The sequence below is a fragment of the Rhodococcus sp. TAF43 genome (genome assembly GCF_052113525.1).
GTDB lineage: Bacteria > Actinomycetota > Actinomycetes > Mycobacteriales > Mycobacteriaceae > Prescottella.
Genome location: NZ_JBFRDL010000006.1, coordinates 106,020 through 127,870 on the forward strand (window position 1 = coordinate 106,020; position 21,851 = coordinate 127,870).

General features: G+C 68.1%; 22 protein-coding genes. 11 read left to right on the top strand and 11 right to left on the bottom strand.

The genetic code is table 11. The annotated features are described in order from the left end of the window. Positions 1-68 precede the first annotated feature (68 nt). Positions 69-1,451, bottom strand: a complete 1,383-nt coding sequence (locus AB4Z09_RS06320) for a phosphomannomutase/phosphoglucomutase (protein ID WP_114721918.1) — start codon at positions 1,449-1,451, stop codon at positions 69-71. Between the two features lie 209 nt (positions 1,452-1,660). Then, entirely contained in the window at positions 1,661-2,059 is a 399-nt protein-coding gene (locus tag AB4Z09_RS06325) for a DUF3499 domain-containing protein (protein WP_114721917.1), read from the bottom strand. A gap of 131 nt (positions 2,060-2,190) precedes the next feature. On the opposite strand from AB4Z09_RS06325, the gene AB4Z09_RS06330 reads away from it, so the two are divergent. Then, a complete protein-coding gene (locus AB4Z09_RS06330; protein ID WP_442239373.1) occupies positions 2,191-2,682 on the top strand; it encodes a metallopeptidase family protein in 492 nt (163 codons plus the stop codon). Positions 2,683-2,689: 7 nt separating this feature from the next. Here AB4Z09_RS06330 and AB4Z09_RS06335 read toward each other — a convergent pair whose 3' ends face one another. Continuing rightward, positions 2,690-2,923 (bottom strand): WhiB family transcriptional regulator, encoded by a 234-nt coding sequence (locus AB4Z09_RS06335; RefSeq protein WP_174914882.1) that lies wholly within the window; start codon positions 2,921-2,923, stop codon positions 2,690-2,692. 465 nt (positions 2,924-3,388) lie between these two features. Here AB4Z09_RS06335 and cofD point away from each other — a divergent pair, with 465 nt between their 5' ends. From cofD to AB4Z09_RS06350, 3 genes are all read left to right on the top strand, one after another. Beyond that, positions 3,389-4,393, top strand: a complete 1,005-nt coding sequence (cofD, locus tag AB4Z09_RS06340; protein WP_442239374.1) for a 2-phospho-L-lactate transferase — start codon at positions 3,389-3,391, stop codon at positions 4,391-4,393. Between the two features lie 115 nt (positions 4,394-4,508). Further along, positions 4,509-5,855 (top strand): coenzyme F420-0:L-glutamate ligase, encoded by a 1,347-nt coding sequence (locus AB4Z09_RS06345; RefSeq protein ID WP_442239375.1) that lies wholly within the window; start codon positions 4,509-4,511, stop codon positions 5,853-5,855. Further along, entirely contained in the window at positions 5,856-6,413 is a 558-nt protein-coding gene (locus AB4Z09_RS06350; RefSeq protein ID WP_442239376.1) for an NUDIX hydrolase, read from the top strand. A gap of 535 nt (positions 6,414-6,948) precedes the next feature. Here AB4Z09_RS06350 and AB4Z09_RS06355 read toward each other — a convergent pair. The 4 genes from AB4Z09_RS06355 to AB4Z09_RS06370 all read right to left on the bottom strand — a co-directional run bounded on the left by AB4Z09_RS06355 (position 6,949) and on the right by AB4Z09_RS06370 (position 10,403). Further along, on the bottom strand, positions 6,949-7,572 hold the full coding sequence (locus tag AB4Z09_RS06355; protein ID WP_442239377.1) for a ribonuclease D: 624 nt from the start codon (positions 7,570-7,572) through the stop codon (positions 6,949-6,951). Further along, positions 7,562-8,401 (bottom strand): hypothetical protein, encoded by an 840-nt coding sequence (locus tag AB4Z09_RS06360; protein ID WP_442239378.1) that lies wholly within the window; start codon positions 8,399-8,401, stop codon positions 7,562-7,564. The genes AB4Z09_RS06355 and AB4Z09_RS06360 overlap by 11 nt, the downstream gene beginning before the upstream one ends. Positions 8,402-9,012: 611 nt before the next feature. Continuing rightward, positions 9,013-9,660, bottom strand: coding sequence for a CoA transferase subunit B (locus tag AB4Z09_RS06365; RefSeq protein ID WP_114721912.1), 648 nt, complete (start codon positions 9,658-9,660; stop codon positions 9,013-9,015). Continuing rightward, positions 9,657-10,403: a CoA transferase subunit A gene (locus AB4Z09_RS06370; protein ID WP_442239411.1), complete on the bottom strand. Its 747-nt coding sequence runs from the start codon at positions 10,401-10,403 to the stop codon at positions 9,657-9,659. Before AB4Z09_RS06370 ends, AB4Z09_RS06365 begins: the two co-directional genes overlap by 4 nt. Positions 10,404-10,588: 185 nt before the next feature. Between AB4Z09_RS06370 and pcaH the strand changes: the two genes are divergently transcribed. The 6 genes from pcaH to AB4Z09_RS06400 all read left to right on the top strand — a co-directional run bounded on the left by pcaH (position 10,589) and on the right by AB4Z09_RS06400 (position 16,586). Beyond that, on the top strand, positions 10,589-11,311 hold the full coding sequence (gene pcaH / locus AB4Z09_RS06375; RefSeq protein ID WP_114721911.1) for a protocatechuate 3,4-dioxygenase subunit beta: 723 nt from the start codon (positions 10,589-10,591) through the stop codon (positions 11,309-11,311). Then, positions 11,304-11,948, top strand: coding sequence for a protocatechuate 3,4-dioxygenase subunit alpha (gene pcaG, locus AB4Z09_RS06380; RefSeq protein ID WP_174911973.1), 645 nt, complete (start codon positions 11,304-11,306; stop codon positions 11,946-11,948). The genes pcaH and pcaG overlap by 8 nt, the downstream gene beginning before the upstream one ends. A gap of 13 nt (positions 11,949-11,961) precedes the next feature. After that, positions 11,962-13,320 (top strand): 3-carboxy-cis,cis-muconate cycloisomerase, encoded by a 1,359-nt coding sequence (pcaB, locus tag AB4Z09_RS06385; protein WP_442239379.1) that lies wholly within the window; start codon positions 11,962-11,964, stop codon positions 13,318-13,320. After that, the gene (gene pcaDC, locus AB4Z09_RS06390) at positions 13,317-14,504 is read left to right on the top strand and encodes a bifunctional 3-oxoadipate enol-lactonase/4-carboxymuconolactone decarboxylase PcaDC (RefSeq protein WP_114721908.1); all 1,188 of its coding nucleotides are present in this window, start codon (positions 13,317-13,319) and stop codon (positions 14,502-14,504) included. The genes pcaB and pcaDC overlap by 4 nt, the downstream gene beginning before the upstream one ends. A 95-nt stretch (positions 14,505-14,599) precedes the next feature. Further along, complete coding sequence (locus AB4Z09_RS06395; RefSeq protein ID WP_254623022.1) at positions 14,600-15,382, top strand: IclR family transcriptional regulator domain-containing protein; 783 nt, start codon at positions 14,600-14,602, stop codon at positions 15,380-15,382. After that, on the top strand, positions 15,375-16,586 hold the full coding sequence (locus tag AB4Z09_RS06400; RefSeq protein ID WP_442239380.1) for an acetyl-CoA C-acetyltransferase: 1,212 nt from the start codon (positions 15,375-15,377) through the stop codon (positions 16,584-16,586). The genes AB4Z09_RS06395 and AB4Z09_RS06400 overlap by 8 nt, the downstream gene beginning before the upstream one ends. An 84-nt stretch (positions 16,587-16,670) precedes the next feature. Here the strand turns inward: AB4Z09_RS06400 and AB4Z09_RS06405 are convergent, their stop codons facing one another. From AB4Z09_RS06405 to AB4Z09_RS06415, 3 genes are all read right to left on the bottom strand, one after another. Next, the gene (locus AB4Z09_RS06405; protein ID WP_174911982.1) at positions 16,671-17,597 is read right to left on the bottom strand and encodes an NAD-dependent epimerase/dehydratase family protein; all 927 of its coding nucleotides are present in this window, start codon (positions 17,595-17,597) and stop codon (positions 16,671-16,673) included. A gap of 135 nt (positions 17,598-17,732) precedes the next feature. Continuing rightward, positions 17,733-18,920, bottom strand: coding sequence for a 4-hydroxybenzoate 3-monooxygenase (locus AB4Z09_RS06410; RefSeq protein WP_114721904.1), 1,188 nt, complete (start codon positions 18,918-18,920; stop codon positions 17,733-17,735). A gap of 115 nt (positions 18,921-19,035) precedes the next feature. After that, a complete protein-coding gene (locus AB4Z09_RS06415; protein WP_442239381.1) occupies positions 19,036-19,806 on the bottom strand; it encodes an IclR family transcriptional regulator in 771 nt (256 codons plus the stop codon). A 124-nt stretch (positions 19,807-19,930) separates the two neighbouring features. On the opposite strand from AB4Z09_RS06415, the gene AB4Z09_RS06420 reads away from it, so the two are divergent. Then, positions 19,931-21,214: an MFS transporter gene (locus AB4Z09_RS06420; RefSeq protein WP_442239382.1), complete on the top strand. Its 1,284-nt coding sequence runs from the start codon at positions 19,931-19,933 to the stop codon at positions 21,212-21,214. Here AB4Z09_RS06420 and AB4Z09_RS06425 read toward each other — a convergent pair. After that, on the bottom strand, positions 21,142-21,846 hold the full coding sequence (locus AB4Z09_RS06425; protein ID WP_442239383.1) for an SGNH/GDSL hydrolase family protein: 705 nt from the start codon (positions 21,844-21,846) through the stop codon (positions 21,142-21,144). The two genes, AB4Z09_RS06420 and AB4Z09_RS06425, sit on opposite strands and share 73 nt — an antisense overlap. Positions 21,847-21,851 lie beyond the last annotated feature (5 nt).

The following is a 21,851-nucleotide window of genomic DNA, read 5'->3' on the forward strand; positions in this document are numbered from 1 at the left end:
CCTCCCTTTCCCCGAGTCCCTGTTCCCCGACGAGATCAGGTGCCTCGAGTATCCCAGCAATTCGATGACTAGGCGCGGACTGCTCCGAGGATCTCGGCAACGAGAGCGTCGACATCGGCCGACGTGCGCGCCTCGACGTTGAGGCGCAGCAGCGGCTCGGTGTTGGACGCGCGCAGGTTGAACCATGCCCCGTCGCCGAGGTCGACCGTGACGCCGTCCAGGCGATCGACGGAGACGGTCCGGTCCGCGAAGAGGTCGACGACGGCGGCCGTCCGTTCGGCGGCGTCGGCGACCGTCGAGTTGATCTCCCCGGACGCGGCGTAGGCCTCGTACGACTGCATCAGCTCCGACAGCGGACGATCCTGTTCGCCGAGGGCCGCCAGTACGTGCAGGGCCGCCAGCATGCCCGAATCGGCGCCCCAGAAGTCACGGAAGTAGTAGTGGGCGGAGTGCTCGCCGCCGAACACCGCACCCGTCTCGGCCATCTGCTGCTTGATGAAGGAGTGACCGACGCGGGTGCGCACGGCGGTGCCGCCGAGCTTCTCGACCAGTTCCGGCACGAAACGGGACGTGATCAGGTTGTGGATCACCGTGGCCCCGGGCTCCTTCGCGAGCTCGCGGTCGGCGACGAGCGCGGTCACCGCGGACGGCGAGACCGGGTTGCCCTTCTCGTCGACGACGAAGCAGCGGTCGGCGTCGCCGTCGAAGGCCAGACCGATGTCCGCGCCCGTGGCACGCACGTGTTCCTGCAGATCCACCAGGTTGGCGGGATCGAGGGGGTTGGCCTCGTGGTTGGGGAAGCTGCCGTCGAGCTCGAAGTACAGCGGAAGCACGGTGACGGGCATCGGCCCGAAGACGGCCGGGACGGTGTGTCCGCCCATGCCGTTGCCGGCGTCGACGGCGATCTTCAGCGGCCGCAGCTCGGCAAGGTCGACCAGGCCGCGGACAAAACTGGCGTACTGGTCGAGGAGCTCCTCCTCGGAGACCTGTCCGACCGGACCGTCGTACGCGGGGACGCCCTCGGCGACCTCGCGCGTGATCACGCCGAGGCCGGTGTCCTGGCCGACGGGCTTGGCACCGGCGCGGCACAGCTTGATGCCGTTGTACTTGGCGGGGTTGTGGCTCGCGGTGAACATCGCACCCGGGCAGTCGAGGATTCCGGACGCGAAGTACAGCTGGTCGGTGGACGCCAGGCCGATGTGGATCACGTCGAGGCCCTGCGCGACGACGCCCTCCGCGAAGGCACGGGACAGTTCGGGTGACGACTCACGCATGTCGTGGCCGATCGCTACCCGGGTCACGGCCTCGGCACCGGACTGCTCGTCACGCACCAGTCGGGCGAACGAGGCGCCCACGTCACGCACGAAGTCTGTATCGATCTGTTCTCCCACGACGCCACGGACGTCGTAGGCCTTGATCACGGCATTCACGGATTCGACAGATCGAGCCACTTCTGGTTACTCCTGCTTTTCGTAGATGCGACACATAGTTCGTCCACTGAGGTTTGTTCGCCGACCGAGTTGGTTCGACTTGGCCGTCCCACAGAGCCTAGTGGGGAGCAGGCCAACCGCGCTTCCTGAGCGAGATGTCCGGATACGTCGGCCGAGGTCGAGYAGGAAAAGGACAGATCAGGCACGGGCCGAAGCCCCGATGGAACCGATCAGTTCGCGGGGTCGGGTAAGACCCGGAGGTGCCCGCGACGCCCGGTGCGGGCGGTGGGCGGTGCCGACGGAGAGGCTGCGCCGGAGCGCGAATCGGATGCGGATCCGTCGTTGCGGGGACGCTCGCCGAGGCCGGCCTCCCGGACCGCTTCCGCAAGCGCGGTGAGGTCGTCCTCGTCGGGTGTGCTGGAGGAGAATCCGCCCTCGTACCGCACGAGTTCCCAGCCCTTGGGGGCGGTTATCCGCGATGCGTGGGTCTCGCACAGATCCCACGAATGGGGCTCGGCGACGGTGGCCAACGGGCCGACCACAGCGGTCGAATCGGAGTAGACGTACGTCAAGGTCGCGACAGCAGGGTTCTTGCACCCAGGCCGGCAGCATCGACGCAGTGATCTCACAAGGAAGGAGACTAACCCCATGTGTCCGGTTGGCCTACTCGGACACACCGACGCGACCGAGACGTGATGCGGAGGGCGGGCCGGAACGTGACGCGGTGGGGATGTCGGGGCACCGCTGTAATGTCCCCTTCATGGCCAGAGCTCGTCGTCCCCGCCCGCTGACGTCACGTTCGGTCGCGCGGCGAGGTCGCGGAATCCGCGGTCCATTGTTTCCGCCGGATCTACCGGCGGCGCGGACGCGCGCAGAGAAGTTCGATCAGCTGGTTCTGGGCGCGTTCGAGCCCATCGACGCGCGTTGGCACGATCGCTTGACGAAGCTCGACATTGCGGTGGACGACGTGCCACGGATACGCGCGATCGATCCGGATTCGGTGAACTGGCCGCCGGAGGTGGTGGCGGACGGTCCGGTGCCGCTGTCGCGGCTCATTCCGGCCGGCATCGATCGTCACGGGACCGCGACGCGGGCACGTATCGTGCTGTTCCGGCGCCCGATCGAGTTGCGCGCCAAGGATCCTCACGACCTCGAGGATCTGGTTCACGACGTGCTCGTGGAGCAGGTGTCGACGTATCTCGGGGTCGACCCCGACGTTGTCGACCCCGAACTCCCGGAGGCCGACGAGTAGTGACGAACTAGACGATTCCGCGCTTGAGGCGCCGGCGCTCCCGCTCGGAGAGCCCACCCCAGATGCCGAATCGCTCGTCATTGGCGAGCGCGTACTCGAGGCATTCCCCGCGCACCTCGCACCCCATGCAGATGCGCTTGGCCTCGCGGGTGGATCCACCCTTCTCAGGGAAGAACGCCTCGGGATCGGTCTGCGCGCACAGCGCGCGGTCCTGCCACTGATCCTCGATGGAGTCGAACATCTCGTCGAAACCTGGGATCAGACTGAGCTGCGGCACTGTCACTCCGAGCTCGAACTCGTCGTAGCTGACGCCTACTGCTGCGCCCGCTTCGGAATCGGTCCGCGGTTCGTCGCCGACCACGCTCAGAGGAGTTTCGAACTCGTATTGCTGATAGGGCATCGCTCCGCCTCCTCACCTGTATTAGCGCAGAAAATGTCGATTGATCTCGAATTCCGTGCTGTCGTTCCCACCCCGACACCCGTCCTGACAACCGCCCGAACGATGGTTCGAGTCGAGGGCCGCTCCAAGTGAACTCGCCCCTCGAACTTGGAATGACATACATGTGATTAGACATGCCCTGGCGTGTCGGGTCAAGCTGAAACCGAAAAGTCGTTTACCATCCGCCGCCCGTCGCACAGCGTGGTACAACCCGGCCGATGAGACGGCGTCGACCAGCACGCGGCGGGACCGCATAGGCTTCGAGTTGTGAACGTGACTGTATTGGTTGGCGGCGTCGGAGGGGCCCGTTTCCTCCAGGGAGTTCGAAGTCTGCTCGGCGGCCTCGACACCGGAGACGCGAACTCCGGCCCTGCGAACGACCATCGGATCACCGCGGTGGTCAATGTCGGAGACGACGTGTGGATGCACGGCCTGCGCATCTGCCCGGACCTCGACACCTGCATGTACACCCTCGGCGGCGGCATCGATCCCGAGCGCGGATGGGGCCACATCGGCGAAACTTGGAATGCGAAAGAGGAACTCGCGGCGTACGGTGCGCAGCCGGATTGGTTCGGCCTGGGCGACCGGGACATCGCGACACACCTCATCCGCAGTCAGAYGCTGCGCGCCGGCTACCCGCTCTCGGCGGTCACCGAGGCCCTGTGCAACCGCTGGAAGCCCGGCGTGGCCCTGTTACCCGTGTCGGACGATCGCAGCGAAACACATGTCGTCGTAACCGATCCCGAAAACCCCACCGGCGAGCAGCAGCGAGCGATCCACTTCCAGGAGTGGTGGGTCCGTTACCGCGCACAGGTTCCCACGCACAGTTTTGCGTATGTCGGTGCGGAACAGGCGAAACCGGCTCCCGGAGTCCTCGAGGCGATCGAGTCCGCGGACGTCGTGCTGCTCGCACCGTCGAATCCGGTCGTCAGCATCGGCGCCATCCTGGCGGTGCCCGGCATCCGCGGCGCGCTGCGGACCACGAAGGCCAAGGTTGTCGGCCTCTCCCCCATCATCGGTGGAAAGCCGTTGCGCGGCATGGCCGATGAGTGCCTCGAGGTGATCGGAGTCGAGACCTCGGCGGAGGCGATCGGCCGCCACTACGGCGCGCGGTCCGGCACGGGCATCCTCGACGGCTGGCTGATCCACTCCACCGACGAGGCCGACGTGCCCGGTGTCGAGGTGCGCAGCGTCCCGCTGCTCATGACCGATCCCGATGCGACCGCCGAGATGGTCCGTGCCGCATTCGACCTGGCCGGAGTGAACTTGTGAACGACGAGTGTCGCGGTAGTGAACTTGTGAACGACGAATGTCGGGTAGTGAACTTGTGAACGACGAATGTCGCGGTAGTGAACTTGTGAACGACGAATGTCGCGGTAGTGAACTCGTGACGGTGCGTGATCACGGGGCGGGGCGCGCGATCGAGATCCTGCCGGTCCCCGGGCTGCCCGAGTTCCGTCCGGGCGACGACCTGGCCGCGGCGATCGTCGGCGCGGCACCGTGGCTGGCCGACGGCGATGTCCTCGTCGTCACGAGCAAGGTCTTCTCGAAGGTCGAGGGCCGGATCGTCGCGTCGCCCACCGACCCCGAGGAACGAGACGCCGCGCGTCGACGTCTGGTCGACCAGGAGGCGGTGCGGGTGGTGGCCCGCAAGGGACGCACGCTCATCACCGAGAACCGGTTGGGCATCGTGCAGGCCGCGTCGGGGATCGACGGATCGAACGTCGACGGCGCGGAACTCGCCCTGCTGCCGGAGGATCCGGACGGAAGTGCCCGGAGGCTGCGCGAGCAGATCCGGGACCGCCTCGGTGTCGACGTCGCGGTGGTCGTGACGGACACGATGGGTCGCGCGTGGCGGATCGGCCAGATCGACGTCGCGATCGGCGCGTCGGGAGTCCCGGTCCTGCACGCGTATGCCGGCGCGGTCGACGGTCAGGGCAACGAATTGATGGTCACCGAGGTCGCGGTGGCCGACGAGATCGCGGCCGCGGGCGACCTCGTGAAAGGCAAGCTCGGCGGCATGCCGGTCGCGGTGGTCCGTGGGATCAGGCTCGACGACGACGGTTCCGTCGCCGACAAGCTGATCCGCCGCGGTCCGGAGGACCTGTTCTGGCTCGGCACTGCGGAGTCGATGGAACAGGGCCGCCGCGAGGCACTGCTGCTGCGACGGTCGGTGCGCGCGTTCTCCGACGAGCCGGTGGACCCCGAGGTGCTGCGCGAGTCGATCGCCGAGGCACTCACGGCGCCCGCGCCGCATCACACGCGTCCGGTGCGGTTCGTGTGGCTGCGCACACCCGAGACCCGCAAGCGTGTGCTCGACGCCATGCAGCAGCGCTGGCGGGACGACCTCGCCGCCGACGGGATGAGCGCCGAGCGGATCGAGCGTCGAGTGGGCCGGGGCGGCATCCTCTTCCGCGCCCCCGAGGTCGTGATCCCGTTCTGTGTGCCGGACGGTGCGCACGACTACCCGGATGAGTGGCGCACCCGGGCCGAGTCGACGATGTTCACCGTCGCGGTCGGCGCGGCCGTGCAGGGTCTGCTCGTCTCGCTCGCGACCCGCGGCGTCGGGAGCTGCTGGATCGGGTCGACGATCTTCGCGGCCGACACGGTCCGGACCGAGCTCGGTCTGCCGGACGACTGGCAGCCGCTGGGTGCGATCGCCGTCGGACATCCCCTCGAGGCGCTCACGCCGCGCGACCCCGTCGCGCCCGGCGACGCGCTGCTGGAGCTGTAGATGTCGGCACAGTCACTGCACGCGTCGGCGGTGGACTCACTCTGGAACTGGGACACCGATTCCGACGATGCGGAGTCGCTGCGGCACACGATGCTCGCGTTCCTCGATTCCGCACCCGACGGTTGTCTGCGTTCGCATGTGCCCGGGCACATCACGGCCTCGTCGCTGGTGTTGGACGAGGACGGCTCCCACGTCCTGCTGACGTTGCACCCGAGGGTGGGCCGGTGGATCCAGCTGGGCGGGCACTGCGAGCCCGGGGACGGCACCGTCGTCGACTCGGCGCTGCGGGAGGCACGCGAGGAGTCGGGGATCGAGGGGCTACGGATCGATCCGCGGTTGCTGTCGGCGCACACGCACCCCATCACGTGCTCGCTGGGTGTTCCGACGCGCCACCTGGACCTGCGGTTCCTGGTCCGGGCGCCCGGGCCCGCCTCGGCGGTGCCGGCCGTGATCAGCGACGAGTCGCAGGATCTGCGGTGGTGGCCGGTGGACGACCTGCCCGAGGGGGCCGAGAAGGAGACGATCGACCACCTGGTCCGGCTTGCCGCCGCGCGCTGAGCGCGGGCCGACGAAAGACGAACAGCGGCGTTGTCGCGGTCTAGCCCTCGGAACCACCCCACCGATGTCGCACACCGGTATCGCACTGCTCACCGCTGCCCTCACCAGGCTGTGGTCACCCGATCCCGGGCCCGACGCCTCCGCCCTACACGTTAGGACCCTCTACACCACCACTCCGGCACGTCACCGGTGCGCTGATGCCGCTCACGGTCACCCTCTTCGCGGCCTCCGCACCGGTACGTCGTAACCTTCTCGCCGTCATTGGGGCAACGCGTGTAAACGCACGGGAGTGCAGCAAAGCTGACCAGGGAAGGATCATGCCTGCGCGCATCTCGTATCCCCTCCCGGCTGTCGGATGCATGCTCGCCTTCCCTGGATGGTGCGCGCTCGCCCGTCCTGCGTGTAGGGGCTGTGCCGTTGATGAGTACCGCTAGTTTGCCCACGTTCAGCCCCTCACTGAAGTTCTTCGAGAAACAAGAAGCGGCGGGGCGCCTGAGTGCTCCCACCGCTTCTGTTGGTTCTTCAGTTGATTGTGTTAGTACGCGAAAACGTCACCACATCCTCGAATGTCTGTCTCTATCCGTGTGGGTAGATAATCGAAGGTGCGTTCAGCGATATCCGCCACACCACGCGCCCTGGCCTCATCCATGAGCTGGTGAAGCAGCGGCACTAGGTACTCGACGTCCCGTGCCGCGTACTCCAGTTGCTCCGCACTCAACTCGTCAGCACACCAGTCCGAGGTCCGTTGCGCCTTGTCGATCTCGACACCGAGGAACTCCTTGAGCACAGGCTTCAAGCTGTGTTGCCGGGGATCGACGTCGGGTCGAACGATCTTTGAAAGGATCTTCGTGCAGAACACGTTCCGCGCGGAGGCGTTCCAGTGATGCCTCATGAATCTGAGGTCGAATGGGGCGTGGTGGAAGATCTTTGCAACATGCTCAGAGATAAGCACGTCCCGCAACCTGTCCGGAACGCTGCTCCCAACGCGGATGATCTCAGTTCCGACGCCAGGGACGTGTAGTTGGCATGTGGCGATTCGTTCGGTAGACCAATCGAGGCCGCTCGTTTCAATGTCCCATGCTACCTGCCGGGATTCGCGAACGATTGTCTCGAATCCTGGCGAGATATCACCCTCTACGACCGCCGTCTTAGGACTCAACTTTGTTCGCCTCTCCTGTTTTTGTTATGTCGCCAAGCGGAATCTCGATGCTTTGGCGCTCGATTGCGTCAAGGTCTTTAGCGAAGAAGTCGTAGAACGTTCCGCTACTCACGAGCATCACCGGAACTTCGCCGCGTTCGCGAGCGTTCGAGTAGAGAGTGGCGATGATCTTCTCGTCGAACTTGTAGCAGGCGTAGGTGTGGTCGCCAGCCCTGTAGTGAACCCTGATGTCAGCCGAGTCCTTGGCCGACAGGCTGGCGAAAACCTGCGCCGCTTCAGTCACTTTCGACCGGATCATGTCGAGCGAGTAGTTGTATCGGCTAGCGAGGATTTCCATCGTCAGGGCATCGTCAGGGTCCGGCAGATACACACGAAGGACTTTGCTCTTGTCTTGCGTGAACTCCCGAAGTTTCGGCCAGTGGGCGCTCCGCCAACCGCTGCCATATGAAATGAAGATCGAGAGCGTTCGGGCTTCTTTGAAGAGCGTCTCCCACGGAGGCTCTGTCCAGTCGGTGGTTGCACGTTGAATGCCGGCCGAGTGGACATCTGATGACACCTTCGTTTTCTCAAGGATCTCGTCCATGATTTCGCGCTTACCGATCAGTTCCCAAATGACTGCCAGGACACCTGTCGTGACCAATAGGCCGCCGAGTTGGGTAATCGTGGTTTCGAGCGCGGGCAATTCGTCGAGCCAAGATGTACTTGAAATCCACAGTAGAAGTACGCCTCCGAGTGCGACCGCAAGCCCAATGGCCCAGGTCTTACTGGTGGTCGCATTCTCTGTGGTTGAGTCACCCTTACTTGCACTCTTCCCCCGCCTCAGTTCCATGGCGTACACCCTAAGGCAGGGGTACGACAGGTTAGGGGTCAGCGTTGCTCACAGCAGCACCGGCCCTTCGCGTGATTCTTCGTGGATGTCAACCCGCCCTCGAACCCTGCCTGCACACACACCTCGTGCAACCTCGCTACCGCACCACCAGCAATTTGTTGGGCGAATGCGACCCGGTCCTCGTCATCGAGTATCGCCAGCCAGCGTCCCTTCTTGCACAACGTCATCACAGAATCCCCTCTGCAGCTTTGGCATCTCAGCGCCCTAAAGCACGCCTGCATCGCCAGAGCGACACGCTCGCCAGCCGCACGTAACTCAGCCCCAATCTGAACCTCGGTCACTGGTTCCACAGTGGGGCCGTTCCAGCAACAACGCCGTCACCGGTCGAACGTTCGTTCGACCGACCGAACGATGCCCCGGACGACGCTGATCACCCGCTCGCGGCGGTCCTCTCACCGCCGCCCGTCGCGGTGCTCGTGGCTGCGGCTGCCGTCGTCGCCGCTGCGGTCGTGCTCACGGTGAGGCGTAGCCGACCGACGGGCCCCGAAAACGGGTGAGCCGGCCGCAGCCCGCTGGGGCGTGCGGCCGGCTCGATCCGGGGTGGCGTGTTCTCAGACCAGCAGCTTCGCGGCGGTCGCGGCGACGACTTCGTCGACGCTGATGCCGGGGGCGGTCTCGACCAGGCGCAGGCCCTCGTCGGTGACGTCGAGGACGGCCATGTCGGTGATGATCCGCTGCACGCACGCCTTGCCGGTGAGCGGCAGGGTGCATTCGTCGAGGATCTTCGACTCGCCCTTCTTGGACACGTGCTCCATCATCACGATGACGCGCTTGGCGCCGTGGACGAGGTCCATCGCGCCGCCCATGCCCTTGACCATGTGGCCGGGGATCATCCAGTTGGCGAGATCACCCTTGGCGCTGACCTGCATCGCGCCGAGGACGGCGACGTCCACCTGACCGCCGCGGATCATGCCGAACGACTGCGACGAGTCGAAGTACGACGCGCCCGGCAGGACCGTGATGGTCTCCTTGCCGGCGTTGATCAGCTCGGGGTCCAGTTCGTCCTCGGTGGGGTACGGCCCCACGCCGAGCACACCGTTCTCGGAGTGCAGGACGACGGTGATGTCCTCGGGGATGTAGTTCGGCACCAGCGTCGGCATGCCGATGCCGAGGTTGACGTACTGGCCGTCGGCGAGTTCCTGGGCGACCCGCGCCGCCATCTGCTCGCGGGTCAGCTTCTGCGCAATAGCCTGAGTCATGCTCGTACCGTTCGCTTCTCGATTCCGACAGTGACCTTGCCCACGTGCACGACGCGCTGCACGTGGATGCCCGGGGTGTGGATCTGGTCCGGGTCCAGCTCGCCGGGCTCGACGAGGTGCTCGACCTGCGCGATGGTGATCCGGCCCGACGCGGCGGCCGGGGGGTTGAAGTTGCGGGCGCTGCGGCGGAACACGAGGTTGCCGTGGCGGTCGCCCTTCCATGCGTGGACGAGGGCGTAGTCGGCGGCGATGCCGCGTTCCATCACGTAGGTCTGCCCGTCGAACTCGCGGGTCTCCTTGACCGGGCTCGCGACGGCGATCCCGCCGTTGCCGTCGTAGCGGCGGGGCAGCCCGCCCTCGGCGACCTGGGTGCCGACGCCGGCCGGGGTGAAGAACGCGGGAATGCCGGCGCCGCCGGCGCGCAGCCGCTCGGCGAGCGTGCCCTGCGGCGTCAGCTCCACCTCGAGCTCGCCCGAGAGGTACTGCCGCGCGAACTCCTTGTTGTCGCCCACGTACGAGCTGATGGTCCGGCGGATACGACCCTTCTCGAGCAGCACACCGAGGCCGAAGCCGTCGGTGCCACAGTTGTTGCTCACCGTCTCGAGATCCGTGGCGCCCTGCTCCAGCAGCGCGTTGATGAGGATCTCCGGCACTCCGACCAGGCCGAATCCACYGACGGCGATCGTCGCGCCGTCCGGCACGTCTGCGACGGCCTCGGCCGCTGTGGCAATGACTTTGTCCATCATGCAGGCCAGCATACGACGACTCGTGCGTATTGTGAACCATTGTCCGCATAACGAACACGAGGGCGGCGGATCATTGATTGCGCCACCGAAAGCCACTAGCGTGTTCGCATAGCGTCCTGTTGTCCACCTAGCGAACAATCTCGATTCCCCCTCACCCACCGCCCCCACTACGAGGTCGTCACATGCTTCATCTGCCCCCGCAATATCGGCCGGTCAGCACCGGCGTGAATGCCCCGCCGGACTTCGCGGACTACAAGACCACCGGGCTCCGCAGCCCCCGGCAGCCGCTGAAGCTGCTACCGCAGCGACTGGGCGAGCTCACCGGACCGGTGTTCGGCGAGGACCGCGTGCAGCCCGGCGACGCCGACCTGACGATCGCGAACGGCGGCGAGGCCCAGGGCCAGCGGATCGTCGTGCACGGTCGGGTGCTCGACAGCAACGGCAAGCCCGTCCCGAACACGCTGCTCGAGGTGTGGCAGGCCAACGCGGGCGGCCGCTACCGGCACATCGGCGACAACTGGCCCGCGCCGCTCGACCCCCACTTCGACGGCATCGGCCGCTGCGTCACCGACGCCGACGGCCACTACACCTTCACCACGATCAAGCCGGGCGCGTACCCGTGGCGCAACCACGACAACGCGTGGCGGCCGTCGCACATCCACTTCTCGCTGTTCGGTCAGGCGTTCACGCAGCGCCTCGTGACGCAGATGTACTTCCCGGACGATCCGCTGTTCTTCCAGGACCCGATCTACAACGCGGTCCCCGCCGCCGCCCGGCACCGGATGGTCAGCGTCTTCGACTACGACGCGACCGTGGCCGACTGGGCCCTGGGCTTCCGTTTCGACATCGTCCTGCGCGGACGCGACGCCACCCCGTTCGAGGACGACGAGGATCACGATGACTGACACCGCCCCCAAGAACACCGCACCGATCTACGACGTCACCCCGGGCGACTTCACCACCGCCGAGTTCGGCGTCACCCCGTCGCAGACGGTGGGCCCGTACTGGCACATCGGTCTCCCGTGGGCGGACGGCCCGGACGCCGCGCCCGAGGGCGCACCCGGCCGGATCACGCTGCGCATCACCGTCATCGACGGTGATCGCGTGCCGGTCGCCGACGCGATGATCGAGACCTGGCAGGCCGACGCCGTGGGCCGCTTCGCCCACGCCGACGATCCGCGCGGCGCTGCCGAGCCGGTTCCGGCGGGATTTCGGGGCTTCGGCCGTGCCGGGGCCGACGAGACGGGCACCGCCGCGATCCACACCGTCAAGCCGGGACCGCTGCCCGCCGAGAACGACACCGTCGAGGCCCCGCACGTCAACGTGGGCGTGTTCGCCCGCGGCATGCTCGAGCGCCTGTACACCCGGCTGTACTTCCCGGAGGACACCGACGCGCACGCCGTCGACCCGGTCCTGACGTCACTGCCCGAGTCGCAGCGGCCGAAGCTGATCGCGCGCAAGACCGACGACGGCTACAGCCTCACGGTCTATGTTCAGGACAGCGATCCCGACGGCGTCGAGACGCCGTTCTTCGAGCTGTGACCAGGAGCATTTCGTGACCCACACCCGCGGTGAACTGTTCGATCCCCTCTTCGGCGCCGGCGGCGAGCCCGCTCTCGCCGAGGAGATCTCGGACCACGCCTGGGTTGTGGCGCTGCTCCAGGTCGAGGCCGCCCTGACCCGGGCGGCCGCGACCGTCGGACTGGTGTCGGCCGAGCACGCGGCGACGGTCACCTCCGTCGCCGCGGCGCTCGGCGCGCCGGACGGGATCGACATCGCCGACCTCGGCCGCAGATCCGCCGCCGGCGGCAATCCCGTGATCCCACTGGTCCGCCTCCTCCGGGCGGCCTGTGCCGCCGAGGGGGTTCCGGCCTCGGCCGTGCACGTGGGCGCCACCAGCCAGGACGTCATGGACTCGGCGCTGATGCTGTTGTCGCGCAGGGCGGGCCGTCGGGTGCTCGCCGATCTGCAGGCGGCGGCGAACGCCGGTGCCGAACTCGCGCGAGCGCACCGCGACACCCCGATGGTGGCGCGCACGCTCGGGCAGCAGGCCCTGCCGACCACGTTCGGCGCGCTCGCGGTGTCCTGGTTCACCGGCCTCGACGACGCGACCGCGCAGCTCGAGCGCGCCCTGTCCGCGCTGCCCGTCCAGTTCGGCGGTGCGGCGGGCACTCTCGCGGCCGTCCACCCCCACGGTCTCGCGATGGCCGAGGCCCTCGCGGACGAACTGGGCCTGGCGCGGCAGGTCGTTCCGTGGCACACCACCCGGACCCCGATCGCTGCCCTGGCGTCCGCGCTCGGCGTCGCCGCGGGAGCGATCTCCAAGCCCGCCACCGATATCACCGCGATGGCCTCGACCGAGTTCGGCGAGGTCGCCGAGGACGCACCGGGAGGCTCGTCGGCCATGCCGCACAAGCAGAACCCGGTCGCCGCGATCACGGCTCGCGCCGCCGCCCGGCGGGTGCCGGGACTGGTCGCGACGGTCCTGTCGTCCATGGACCACGAGTTCGCGCGGGCCGCGGGCGCGTGGCACGCCGAATGGGAGACGCTCACCGATCTGCTGCGCCTCACCGGCGGGGCAGCGCACCGGCTGGCCTCGAGCCTCGGCGGACTACGCGTCCACGGCGACGCGATGGCACACAACCTCGATATCACCGGCGGGCTCATCCTCGCCGAACGGGTCACCGGAGCACTGTCCGCGCACACCGACTCGGCGCGCGACATCGTCACCGCCGCAGCGGCTTCCGGAGTCCCGCTCGACCGGGCGCCCCAGATCACGGCCCACCTGTCCGCCGACGAACTGCGCGACCTGCTGGATCCGTCGAACTACCTCGGCCACGCCGGCGACCTCGTCGACCGTGCGCTCGCCGCCCGGACCACACAGACCGACCGAACCTTCGGAGGACTCGTATGACCCAGGACGGGCCCTGCGCCCTGCACTACGAACTACACGGCGACCCCGCCGCCCCGCCGGTCCTGCTGCTCGGTTCGCTGGGCTCGGACCTGCACATGTGGGATCCCCAGATCCGTGCGCTGTCGAGCCGCGCCCACGTGATCGCGGTCGACCACCGCGGCCACGGCGGCTCCCCCGCTCCCGCGGGCCCGTACACGATGGCCGATCTCGGCGGCGACGTCATCGCACTGCTCGACACGCTCGGCCTGGACGCGGTGCACTTCGTGGGCCTGTCCCTCGGCGGGGCCGTCGGACAGTGGCTGGCGGCGCACCACCCGCAGCGCGTACAGACGCTCACGGTGATGTGCACGGCCGCGCAGTTCGCCCCGGCCCAGCCGTGGCTCGATCGCGCGGCCGCCGTCCGCGCCGACGGCGTCGCATCCATCGCCGAGTCCGTCGTCGGACGCTGGTTCACCCCCGAACTGGCGCAGCGTGATCCGGAGCTCGTGTCCCGCCACGTCACGATGGTCTCCGGTACCACGAACGAGGGCTACGCCGCGTGCTGCGAGGCGCTGTCCTCGTGGGACGGCCGCGCCGACCTCGCCCGGATCGTCGCGCCCACGCTCGTGATCGCCGCGGAGCAGGACGGCCCGACGCCGCCGTCGGCGCTGCAGTCGATCGCCGACGGCATCGCCGGTGCCGAACTCCACGTCGTGTCCCCCGGCGCGCATCTCGCGAACGTCGAGCAGGCCGGCGCCGTGACCCGGCTGATCGAGGCGCACGTCGCGGGCTCGACGCCGGTGGGTGTGGCCCGCCGCGCGGTGCACGACGTCGGAATGTCGGTGCGCCGCTCGGTCCTCGGCGACGCGCACGTGGACCGCGCGATCGCGGGCAGCACCGCGTTCACCGACCCGTTCCAGGACTTCATCACCCGCACCGCGTGGGGCGACATCTGGGCCCGCGACGGCCTCGACCACCCCACCCGCCGCCTGCTGACGATGGCGATCCTCACCGCGGTCGGCAACGAACACGAACTCGACATGCACATCCGGGCCGCGCTGCGCGCGGGCATGGACCCGGACCTGCTCGTGGAAGTATTCCTCCATACCGCGGTGTACGCGGGTGTGCCGAACAGCAACCGGGCCTTCGCGCTCGGCAAGCAGGCCCTCGCCGACCTGGCGGGTGCCACCGAGGGGAGTACCTGACAGTGAGCAACTCGAGCGGGAGCAACTCGAGCGGGAGCAACTCGAGCGGGAGTAACTCGAGCGCGACCGAACCGACCGCGGCCTCGACGGATTACGTGCAGTCGCTCGCACGCGGCCTGTCCGTCATCCGGGCGTTCGACGCCGAGAACCCGCAGCGCACGCTCAGCGACGTCGCCCGGGCCACCGATCTCACCCGCGCGACGGCCCGTCGGTTCCTGCTCACCCTGGTCGAACTCGGCTACGTCCGCACCGACGGCTCGGTGTTCTGGCTGACCCCCCGGGTCCTCGAACTCGGCTACAGCTACCTGTCGAGCCTGTCTCTGCCCGACATCGCCCGACCGCACCTCGAATCGCTGTCGAACCAGGTCCACGAGTCGACGTCGGTGTCGATCCTCGACGACGGCGACGTCGTGTACGTCGCGCGCCGGCCGGTCAGCCGCATCATGACGGTGTCCATCACGATCGGGACCCGGTTCCCCGCGTTCGCGACGTCGATGGGCCGCGTCCTGTTGGCCGGGCTCGAACCCGCCGACCTCGACGCCTACCTGGACCGCGTCGACCTGACCCCGCTCACCGGCCGCACCATCGCCACCCCCGATGCGTTGCGCGCCGAACTCGACAAGATCCGGGCCGACGGCTACTGCGTGGTCGACCAGGAACTCGAGGAGGGCCTGCGTTCCCTCGCCGCACCGATCCGCGATCGGTCGGGCGCCGTGGTCGCCGCAGTGAACATCTCGACGCAGGCCGCGCGCTACTCGACCGAGGCGGTGTACGCCACGCTCGTCCCCGCCGCCGTCGCGACCGCAGAGGCCATCTCGGCCGACCTCGCCCGCACCCAGACTCAATCATCACCGCACCAAGGAAAACGACATGTCTGACGCAGTCATCTGCGAACCGCTCCGCACCCCCGTCGGCCGCTTCGGCGGCGTCTTCCGCGACGTCCCCCCCGAGGATCTCGCGGCCACCGTCATCACCGAACTGGTCACCCGCACCGGCATCTCCGGTGCCGACATCGACGACGTGATCCTCGGCCAGGCCTCCCCCGGAGGCGAGGCCCCGGCCATCGGCCGCATCGCGGCCCTCAATGCCGGACTGGGCGTGGACGTTCCGGGTCTGCAGGTGGACCGCCGCTGCGGCTCCGGCCTGCAGGCGATCATCCAGGCCGTGATGCAGGTGCAGTCCGGCGGCAGCGACCTCGTCCTCGCCGGCGGCGTCGAGTCGATGAGCCAGGCCGAGTTCTACGCCACCGGCATGCGGTACGGCGTCCGCGGCGAATCCCTCGCCCTCAACGACCGCCTCGCCCGCGCCCGCGTCACCGCCGGCGGCCGCAACTACCCGGTGCCCGGCGGCATGATCGAGACCGCCGAGAACCTGCGCGCCGAGTTCTCCATCAGCCGCGAGGACCAGGACGCCCTCGCCGTCCAGTCGCACCAGCGCGCCGTCGCCGCGCAGCGCGGCGGCATCTTCGCGCAGGAGATCGTCCCCGTGTCGGTGCCGCAGCGCAAGGGCGATCCGCTGGTCGTCGACACCGACGAGCACCCGCGCGCCGACACCAGCGTCGAGTCGCTCGCGAAGCTGCGCCCGATCCGCGGCAAGGTCGACCCCCAGTCCACCGTCACCGCCGGCAACGCCAGCGGCCAGAACGACGGCGCCGCCATCGCCATCGTCACCACGCCGGAGAAGGCGAACGCCCTCGGCCTGCGTCCGCTCGCCCGGCTCGCCAGCTGGGCCGTCGCCGGTGTGCCGCCGCGCACAATGGGCATCGGCCCGGTGCCGTCCACCGAGAAGGCCCTCTCGCGGCTCGGTCTGTCGCTGGCCGACATGGGCGTCATCGAACTCAACGAGGCGTTCGCCGCACAGGCTCTCGCGGTGACCCGCACGTGGGGTCTCGAGCCCGACGACCCGCGCCTCAACCCCAACGGCTCCGGCATCTCGCTGGGCCACCCCGTCGGCGCCACCGGCGCCCGCATCCTCGCGACGCTGCTGCGCGAGATGGACCGTCGCGAGGCCCGCTACGGCCTCGAGACCATGTGCATCGGCGGCGGCCAGGGCCTGGCCGCGGTGTTCGAGCGCCTCAACTGACCCGAGTACGACCCGGGTACGACCTGAGTACGACAAGGGCCGGCTCCACCGAATCATTCGGTGGAACCGGCCCTTTCGCGTATGTCAGCCCGCAGTCGCGGCCTTCACGATGTCGTGCATCTCGGCGATCGCCCGCGCGCAGTCGTTCCGCGTGTAGGCCAGCAGTTCGACGTCCGCGGCGGCCGGCTCGTACGAGATGACGTTGCCGCGGCCCTGCACGATGAAGCTGTCGGGCAGCAGCGGATGCTCCTCGTCGCGCTCCTCGATGACCCGGTCGCCACCGGCGGCGTCGACGAGCAACTGGAAGTACTCACGGAAGGTGAGGTTCTGGTCGCCGATCAGGTACGCCTTGCCCGACTCGGCGCGCTGCAGCGCACCCCAGATCGCCTCGGCCAGCGAGCCCGCCGACAGATAGTTGGTGCCGCCCGCGGGCGCGAAGTCCGGAATCTGCGGCTCGTTGCCGGCCGCCCACGAGAACAGCTTGCGGTAGCGCTTGGCCGACACCCCGCTGATCGCGCCGAGGATCGACGGCGGGTTCAGGGTCGAGACGTTGAAGTTGTCGTCGGCCAGCGCGCGGGCGCCCTCGTCGGCCGCCTGGCGCGCCGCGACGTACGGCATCGTCTCGGCGTACTCCGGCCGCAGGTGGTGGTAGTAGCTGCCCACCTGGACGAACCGGGCGACGCCGGCCTCCTTGGCCAACGCGGCGAACCGCGGCACGCCGCCGGTCTGGGTCTTCTCCCAGAACTCGGCCTCGGCAGCGGCATCTGCGACCCGACCCATGTGCCGGATGTCCTGGCCCGCCGCGAAGACGATGCCCTCGAACGGCGCCAACTGCGCGGCGGTGAAGGTCTGTTCGGTGTAGTCGCCGAGCAGCACCGGGAACTCGCGCACCGGTGAGTCGTCAGCCAGCGGGTTGCGCGCGGCGACGGTGACGTCGTTGCCCTGCTCGCGGAGGTGAAGTGCCGCGTGGGCACCGATCATGCCGGTGCCGCCGACGATCAGGATCTTCATGGAAAGCCTCTTCTGTAGGTGCGGTGCTGCAATTTCCGAACCTACGGAACGTCGACTCCACCACATCACGGCTTTCCCGGACAGCGAGAAATGCGCCGCCCCGGGTTTCGGGGCGGCGCATCGCTGCCGTGCGAATCAGCCCAGCGGGGTGCCCACGTAGTTCTCGGCGATCAGCGTGCGACCGGCGACCGAGCGGGTCACCATGTCGAGCTCGGCGACCTGACGCTTGTGGTCGAAGCCGGACGCGTCGGGCAGGCGGTGCAGCATCGAGGACATCCACCACGAGAAGTGCTGCGTGCGCCAGATCCGCGGCAGCACCGTCTCGGTGTAGCGGTCGATCCGGCCGCGGTTGCCGGTCTCGAAGAACTCGGCCATGCCCTTCGACAGCTCGTACACGTCGGCGACGGCGAGGTTGAGGCCCTTGGCACCGGTCGGCGGCACGGTGTGGGCGGCGTCGCCCGCGAGGAACAGGTTGCCGTGCTGCATCGGCTCGCACACGAAGCTGCGGAACTGCAGGATCGACTTCTCGAAGATCTTGCCGTCCTTGATCTCCGCACCCTCACCGTCGACGCGGGCGTGCAACTCCGACCAGATGCGGTCGTCGGACCAGTTGTCCACCGAATCGTCCGGATCCACCTGGAGGTAGTGGCGCTGGACCTCCTGGGTGCGGGTGCTGATGAGCGCGAATCCGCGCGGGTGGTTGGCGTAGATCAGTTCCTCGGACGACGGCGGCGCCTCGGCGAGGATGCCGAACCACGCGAACGGGTACTGGCGGAAGTGGTCCTGGCGGATGGACGGCTCGGGGATCAGCTTGCGGGTCTTGGTGCGCGAGCCGTCGCAGCCGCCGACGAGCGCACACCCGAGCTTCTGCTCACTGCCGTCCGCGTCGGTGTAGGTGATGTACGGGTTGTCGGTGGTGTGGTCGTGGACCTCGACGTCGGAGACGCCGAACCGGATTTCGCCCCCGTCCGCGATGCGCTTGGCGATGAGGTCCTTGAGGACCTCGTGCTGCGGGTAGACCGTGACCGCGCGTCCGTCGGTGAGTTCGTCGAACGCGATCCGGTGGCCGCGGCCGCCGAAGCGCAGTTCGATGCCGTGGTGCTCGAGGCCCTCGGCCTTCAGCCGGTCGCCGAGACCGGTCGCGGTCATCAGGTCGACGGTGTTCTGCTCGAGCACACCGGCACGGATGGTGCCCTCCACCTCTTCCCGGGTGCGCGCCTCGAGAACGACGGACTCGATGCCGCGAAGGTGCAGGAGGTGGGACAGCATCAGTCCGGCCGGGCCGGCGCCGACGATGCCGACCTGAGTGCTCGAGTGGGTCATACGGTTACTCCTCGGTAGATCGTGATGGCCACCACTGTTCCCGCGGCCGATCCGTTGCAACACCTCGACTTTCACTCAGTGAAAGACCAATCCCATGGGGTCGGAGAGATCTCGGTCACGCCAGGCCGCGGGAGACGCCTCGCGCGGCGGCCCGCAACGCGGGGATGAGAGGGGTCGGATCCGCCGACGCGGCCACCACGACGGAGATCGACGCGGCCACCTCCCCGCCGGCCCTGAAGACCGGAGCGGCGACCGCGAGCGTGCCGATGTTGAGGTGCTCGCGGCACACGATGAAACCCTTGCGGCGGATCTGATCGAGGGTGGATCGCAGTCGATGCTCGGTCGTGATGGTGTTGGGCGTGAATCGCTCGAGCCCGGCAGCGAGCACCTCACCGAGGAGTTCCGTCCCGCCGTGCGCGAGCAGAACCAGCCCGCCACTCGATGCGTGCAGCGGCAGCCGACCGCCCGCGCGCCCGACCACAGCGACCGCCCCACGTGCGGAAAGCCGCTCGATATAGAGCGCCTCGAGGCCCTCGYGGACGATCAGTTGGACGTTCTCGTGCGTGGCCTCGTAGAGGTCCTCGAGGTAGGGCATCGCCACCTGCCGGAGCCCGTGCGCCCCGGGCGCGAGGGCGCCGATCTCCCACAACCGGACACCGATCTCGTAGCTGCCGTCGGCAGCGCGTTCGAGCGCGCCGTTGTCCGCCAATTGGATGCACAACCGGTGCACGGTCGGCAACGGCAGACCAGTTCGCCGACTCAGGTCGGACTGCGTCATCCGCGGTCGATCCACAGAGAAGGAATTCAGTATTCGGAACGCCCGACCGAGCATGCTGCGGTCGATCTCGCCTTCGTCGATCACCTGTCCAGTGTGGCCGGACCACATGCCGACGGGGCCCCCAACCCACTGGTTCGTGGCTTGACATTCACATGTGACCCACCAAACAATGGCCGAGTTCTGAAATTGAACGGTGGTTCGTATTGCGAACACCTTGGCTTCTGGAGATCGAATGAGCACCATCGAACGACCCGCGACACGCGGTCGCGCCGCGATGTGGGTCGCCCCACTGTGTTGGATCGCCGTCCTTCTCGACGGATTCGATCTCGTGGTCCTGGGTGCAGTCATCCCCTCGCTGCGCGAGTACGGCGACTGGAACCTGAGCACGAGCGCGATCACGACAATCTCGACGTTCGGGCTCGTCGGCATGACGATCGGCGCGCTCGTCATCGGCACCCTCACCGACGTCATCGGACGGCGCCGGGCACTGATCTACGCCGTCGCGGCGTTCTCGATCCTGACCCTGCTGTGCGCGGTCGCCCCGAATCCGTTCATCTTCGGTCTGCTCCGCTTCCTCGCGGGCGTCGGACTGGGTGGCGCACTGCCGACCGCCCTGGCACTGGTCAACGAGTTCTCCAAGAAGCAGGGTGGCGGATCCGCGTCCACGATGCTGATGACCGGGTACCACGTCGGCGCCGTCGCCACCGCGGCCCTGGCCCTCGTGCTCATCGACCCGTTCGGCTGGCACTCGATGTTCGTCGTCGGCGCGGCACCGGCCATCGTGCTGATCCCGCTGATGATCAAGTACCTGCCGGAGTCGCCCTCGTACCTGCTGTCCAAGGGCCGCCGCGAGGAAGCCGAGGCCATCGCGGCACAGTACGGTCTCGCGCTCGAGGCCGCACCGGCCGCCGACGCGCCCGTCGCCACGGCCACCGATCCCGTGAAGACGCTCTTCTCGCCCAAGTTCCTGCGGAACAGCATCGCCATCTGGGTCACGTCGTTCATGGGCCTGCTGCTGGTGTACGGCCTCAACACCTGGCTGCCGACGATCATGCGTGAGGCCGGGTACGAGCTGGGCGCGGCCCTGACCTTCCTGCTGATCCTCAACGCCGGCGCCGTCGTCGGCCTGCTCATCGCGGGCCGCGTCGCCGACAAGGTCGGCCCCCGCACCGCGGCCATCGTGTGGTTCACCGGCGCTGCCATCTTCCTCGCGCTGCTCAGCATCGACGTCGCCGGCGGCATCTACGTGATGGTGTTCCTGGCCGGCTGCTTCGTGTTCAGCGCCCAGGTTCTCGTGTACGCCTTCACCAGCGCCAACCATCCCGCGAACATCCGCGCGACCGCGCTGGGCTGGTCGGCCGGCGTCGGACGCGTCGGCGCGATCTGCGGCCCGATCCTCGGCGGCGCGCTGCTCGGCGCCGGATACGCGGTGCCGTGGGGCTTCTACGCCTTCGCGTTGGTCGGCCTGATCGGCCTGGTTGCGATCTCCTCGACCCGCAACCTCGGTACCGACTGACGGATCTGACATGACAGAAGGCCGACCCGGATTCCCGGTCGGCCGTCCGTCTCGAGCACCCGGATCGCCATGTTCTGGTGGCCCGGCGTGGACATGTGCAGCCGGTCCCAGTCCCACATCCGCAGATCCTGGTACTCGTCGAAGCGCCAGAAGTCGACGAGCTTCGCGCCGTGCCGATCCGCGACCTCACGGACCAGTTCGTTGTAGACGGCCGAGCGGCCACGGATCTTCGAGAACACCGCAGACCAGCCCGCGTCGTACGCGGTCCACACCAGCACGGTCGCGCCGGTCTCGGTCAGCTTGCCGATCGCGTCGTCGTACCGCGCGACGAGGGCGTCGAGGTCGATCTTGGGGCGCATCAGGTCGTTGCCACCCGCGTAGATCGTCACCAGATCGGGTTCGAGCGCGACCGCGGCGTCGAGCTGTTCGTCGACGATCGGGCCGAGCAGCCGGCCCCGGATCGCGAGATTGGCGTAGCCGAAGTCGGCGCTGCGCCGGGCGAGCTCCTCGGCCACCCGGTCCGCCCAGCCGCGCAGGCCGTTCGGTCGGGTGGCGTCGGGGTCGCCGACACCCTCGGTGAACGAGTCACCGAGGGCGACGTACCTGTGGAAGACGGGTTCCTGCGACATCATGCTCC

What these genes read in the sequence shown, in the direction of transcription:
- AB4Z09_RS06330 (WP_442239373.1), top strand. Translation starts at nt 2,191, where the DNA reads ATGGCCAGAGCTCGTCGTCCCCGCCCGCTGACGTCACGTTCGGTCGCG.
- AB4Z09_RS06335 (WP_174914882.1), bottom strand. Translation starts at nt 2,923, where the DNA reads ATGTTCGACTCCATCGAGGATCAGTGGCAGGACCGCGCGCTGTGCGCG.
- AB4Z09_RS06350 (WP_442239376.1), top strand. Translation starts at nt 5,856, where the DNA reads ATGTCGGCACAGTCACTGCACGCGTCGGCGGTGGACTCACTCTGGAAC.
- AB4Z09_RS06360 (WP_442239378.1), bottom strand. Translation starts at nt 8,401, where the DNA reads ATGGAACTGAGGCGGGGGAAGAGTGCAAGTAAGGGTGACTCAACCACA.
- AB4Z09_RS06365 (WP_114721912.1), bottom strand. Translation starts at nt 9,660, where the DNA reads ATGACTCAGGCTATTGCGCAGAAGCTGACCCGCGAGCAGATGGCGGCG.
- pcaH (WP_114721911.1), top strand. Translation starts at nt 10,589, where the DNA reads ATGCTTCATCTGCCCCCGCAATATCGGCCGGTCAGCACCGGCGTGAAT.
- pcaG (WP_174911973.1), top strand. Translation starts at nt 11,304, where the DNA reads ATGACTGACACCGCCCCCAAGAACACCGCACCGATCTACGACGTCACC.
- pcaDC (WP_114721908.1), top strand. Translation starts at nt 13,317, where the DNA reads ATGACCCAGGACGGGCCCTGCGCCCTGCACTACGAACTACACGGCGAC.
- AB4Z09_RS06400 (WP_442239380.1), top strand. Translation starts at nt 15,375, where the DNA reads ATGTCTGACGCAGTCATCTGCGAACCGCTCCGCACCCCCGTCGGCCGC.
- AB4Z09_RS06405 (WP_174911982.1), bottom strand. Translation starts at nt 17,597, where the DNA reads ATGAAGATCCTGATCGTCGGCGGCACCGGCATGATCGGTGCCCACGCG.
- AB4Z09_RS06410 (WP_114721904.1), bottom strand. Translation starts at nt 18,920, where the DNA reads ATGACCCACTCGAGCACTCAGGTCGGCATCGTCGGCGCCGGCCCGGCC.
- AB4Z09_RS06420 (WP_442239382.1), top strand. Translation starts at nt 19,931, where the DNA reads ATGAGCACCATCGAACGACCCGCGACACGCGGTCGCGCCGCGATGTGG.
- AB4Z09_RS06425 (WP_442239383.1), bottom strand. Translation starts at nt 21,846, where the DNA reads ATGATGTCGCAGGAACCCGTCTTCCACAGGTACGTCGCCCTCGGTGAC.